The organism is Streptomyces sp., assembly GCF_036566765.1.
GTDB lineage: Bacteria > Actinomycetota > Actinomycetes > Streptomycetales > Streptomycetaceae > Streptomyces.
Genome location: NZ_DATCVQ010000404.1, coordinates 1 through 3664 on the forward strand (window position 1 = coordinate 1; position 3664 = coordinate 3664).

At 72.0% G+C, this 3664-nt stretch carries 4 protein-coding genes; 1 reads left to right on the top strand and 3 read right to left on the bottom strand.

What is annotated here, in order from left to right:
* From VIU94_RS23670 to VIU94_RS23680, 3 genes are all read right to left on the bottom strand, one after another.
* A partial coding sequence (locus VIU94_RS23670) for an MFS transporter (RefSeq protein ID WP_331913884.1) occupies positions 1 to 1203 on the bottom strand: 1203 nt, incomplete at its 3' end.
* Positions 1204 to 1242: 39 nt separating this feature from the next.
* Positions 1243 to 2211 (bottom strand): Dyp-type peroxidase, encoded by a 969-nt coding sequence (locus VIU94_RS23675; RefSeq protein ID WP_331913885.1) that lies wholly within the window; start codon positions 2209 to 2211, stop codon positions 1243 to 1245.
* 28 nt (positions 2212 to 2239) lie between these two features.
* Positions 2240 to 2743: a hypothetical protein gene (locus VIU94_RS23680; protein WP_331913886.1), complete on the bottom strand. Its 504-nt coding sequence runs from the start codon at positions 2741 to 2743 to the stop codon at positions 2240 to 2242.
* Positions 2744 to 2883: 140 nt separating this feature from the next.
* On the opposite strand from VIU94_RS23680, the gene VIU94_RS23685 reads away from it, so the two are divergent.
* Entirely contained in the window at positions 2884 to 3534 is a 651-nt protein-coding gene (locus VIU94_RS23685; protein ID WP_331913887.1) for a DUF1345 domain-containing protein, read from the top strand.
* Positions 3535 to 3664 lie beyond the last annotated feature (130 nt).

The following is a 3664-nucleotide window of genomic DNA, read 5'->3' on the forward strand; positions in this document are numbered from 1 at the left end:
TGCGGGGTCATGGTGGGCGTGCCTGGCGGCGTGCACGGCTGCGCCGATGAGCAGGATCAGGCCGATCAGGGCCAGACCCGCCAAGAGTTCAGGATAGGACGCGGACCTCGCCATGACCGCCAGCAGGAGTGGTGCCAGGAACCCGCTGTGAGCGACGCCCTGGAACAGTGCCGACACCGTCGGCAGCGCGCCGGGTGGGGCCAGGCGGCCGATCTCGGCCAGCCCGGACTCCAGGGTCAGGCCGTAGCCGGCGCCGAGGAAGACCGCCGCGCCGAGGACCAGGAGCGGCGAGACCTCCTCGATGGCGAGGGCGCCGAGCAGGAGCCCGATGACCACGGTGCCCATCGCGACGAGGGTTGCCCGGGCCGTTCCGGGACGGTCGATCTTCGCCGCTAGCGGCTGCACCGCCAGCCCGACCAGCAGCGTGACCGCGGCAACCAGGCCGCTGAAGAGCGGCGCGTGGTCGCGGACGCGGTCGAGGACGAACGGCGGGAGGACGACGTAGGAGACCGTGACCGCCGCGAAGATCGCCGGGCTGGCGGGCAGCACGATCCCGACGAACCGCGGGTGGGTGATGGCCGACCAGCGGTCGCTCGCCGGCGCGACGGGCGGCGGCCCGGGTATCGAGCACATCTCCGGGATGCGGGCGGTCAGCGCGAGCACGAGCAGCGCGAAGCCGCCGTGCACCAGGCACGGGACCACGGACGGGGCCGGGAGCCAGGCGGCGAGGGTGCCCGCGAGCAGCGGGCCGAGGGCGAAGCCGGCTCCTGTGGCGTACACCGCGAAGCGGGCGCCTCGGTCGGGGCCGGGCGAGAGCGCGCGCAGCCACGCGGCACCGGCCGAGACGATCAGCCCCGCCGCGACCCCGGTCGCCAGCCGGCTCGCGACGACGACCTCGCCGGACACCTCGGCCAGTGCCAGCAGGAGGCTTCCGGCAGCGGTGATGGCCAGGGCGATGCGTACGACCCGGCGGTGGCCGAACCTGTCGGCCGTCCGGCAGCCGAGGAGCAGGGCCGGGACCAGACCTGCCAGGTAGACGGTGAACACCTCGACGACCGACATCGTCGACCAGCCCGCCTCGAGCCGGTAGACCACCGACAGCGGCGTGAACTGGTTGGCGCCCCAGCCCGCCGCCACCAGGGCGGCCGCGACCAGGGCCCGGTCGGTGCGCGCTCCCGGCGAGGCCATGGTCGCCTCAGGCACTCCCCCGATCGCACTCACCGCTGCCACGTCATCATCCGCTCAGGCCCGGGGGCGGGCGAGGAACGGCTCCGGATCTTCGAGGAAGGCTGCGGGCGGGACGAAGAAGAGGCATCCCGTGACGGCCGTGGAGAAGTCGAGGATCCGGTCGTGCCGGCCGGGCGTACGTCCCAGGAACATGTTGCGCAGCATCTCCTCGGTCACGCCCGGGTCGGCGGCGTAGCCGATGAAGTACGTCCCGAACTCCCCCGTGCCCACCGCGCCGAACGGCATGTTGTCGCGCACGATCACGCGCTCGGTGCCGTCAGCGTCGGTGATGGTGTTGAGTGCGACGTGGGAGTCGTCGGGCTTGACCGAGTCGGCCAGCTCGATGTCGCTGAGCTTCTTGCGGCCGACGACCAGCTCCTGTTCCTCGACCGAGAGCTTGTCCCAGGCGTCCAGGTCGTGGAGGTACTTCTGGACGATGACGTAGCTGGCCCCTGCGTACGTCTCCTCGGCGCCGGCCTCGCCGTAGCCGACCAGCGCGGCCGGACCGGACTCGACTGCCGCCGTGGGGCTCTCGGTGCCGTCGACGAAGCCCAGAAGGTCGCGCTCGTCCCAGTAGCGGAAGCCGTGGACCTCGTCGACGCAGTCGACGAGCCCGTCGAAGAGCACCATCAGCTGGCGGCCCAGCTCGAAGCACAGGTCAGGGCGTCCGGCGCGGACGTGGAACAGCAGATCGCCGGGCGTGGAGACCGCGACGTGTTTCTCCCCCGCGAGCGGGCGGAACGGGTGCAGCCCGTCGGGGCGCGGGACGGCGTACAGCCGGTCCCAGGCGTCCGCCCCGATGCCGACCACGCAGCTGAGCGCAGCCTCCGGGATGCGGAAGCCGATCGCGCGGGTGACCCCGGCGACGTCCGCGAGCGCGTCGCGCGCCTCCTGCTCCTTGCCGTCCCTGACCGTCACGGTGAGGAAGATGGCCGCCTTCGCGGGTGGTGCCAGTACGTCCTGCGCCCGGTCCTGCGGCGTCACCTGAGTCTCCTGCCTACTCGCATCTCGGTCATGACTGAGGAACGCAGCCGCGGCGGCTGTCCCGCTCCAGAGCCCGCGCCCACACGCCGGCGTCGCAGCAGAAGCCGCGACCGCTGCGCTTGAGGCAGAGGAGTCCGACGCAGCGGCCGTCCTCGACCACCGCGAGCCGGCGGACGCCGACAGCGGTCATCGATGTCCAGGTCGACCACAGGTCGGCCCCCGAACGGACCGTTCGGCCCGGCAGGGTCCCGAGCGCCGTCGCCGGTTCGTCGTCGCGAACCTCGACGAGGTCCTGCCGCTCGATGACGGTCAGGAGCCTGTCGCCGTCGGACACCAGCGCGGCATGGACGTGGTCGTCGAGGAAGAGCTCACGTACGTCACCACTGGTCGCCGTGGCCGGGAGCAGCTTCGGGCGGCGGACCATGGCCTCCGCCACGGTCGCCTCGCCAGGGGCGTACGCGAGCCGTCCGCCGCCGAACTCGACCCCACCCTCGTTGCGGGTGGTCGACTCCTCGATCCTGCTGAGGGGCACCTGTCCTCTTCTCGTTCGCGCTGCCGGTCCTGGTGAACACCACCGTACGCCGCGCTGGCCGTCCTCGGAGCCCGTGACCAGAGTCGCTGTCGGCTCACACACCGACCGCTGTGGCGGGCGACGACGGGTAGCCTGCTGACGTGAGTCGGACGAGTTCGCACACGCCTCTCCCCTCGGCCGCCGGCGTCCGGCTGGCCGGAGCGCTGCTGGCCGGAGCGCTGACTGCCGCGGCCGGCGTACTCCTCCTCGACGCGCAGATCGGCACTCTTCTCGGGGTGGCCGTCGTCCATGCGGCGTTCGTCGCGTCCGGCTGGATCGCGCTGTGGCCGCTCGATGCCGACACGACCCGCGCCAACACCCGCCGCGAGGACTTCCGGCCCGCGACCGAGGAGCTGGTCGTGGTGGCCATCTCGCTGTGCGGGCTGCTCGGGATCGTGATGCTCCTGGTCGTCGGCCACTCCTCCCAGGGACGCCTGGCCGCGGCGGTCGCGCTCGTCGGCGTCTTCCTGGCCTGGGCGAGCCTGCACCTGATGTATGCCGCGCGCTACGCACACCTCTACTACGACGGCGACGCGGGCGGGATCGACTTCAACTCAGACGACAAGCCCGCCTACCGGGACTTCTTCTACTTCAGCTACAACCTCGGGATGACCTACCAGGTCTCCGACACCTCGGTGACCAGCTCCCGGATCCGCTCCGTCGTGCTGAGGCACACCTTGCTCTCGTACGTCTTCGGTGCGGTGGTGCTGGCGAGCACGATCAACCTGGTGGCCGGGATCGCAGCGGGCTGACGCCCGGCCGCTTCCGCGCGTGGGTCGCCCACAGCTCGGTCGCTGAGGCGACCCGCAGCGCGTAGGCGGCTGCCGCCAGCTCGGCGACGTCCATCGGCTCGGCCAGGGACCGGCCGGTCAGCTCCTGGAT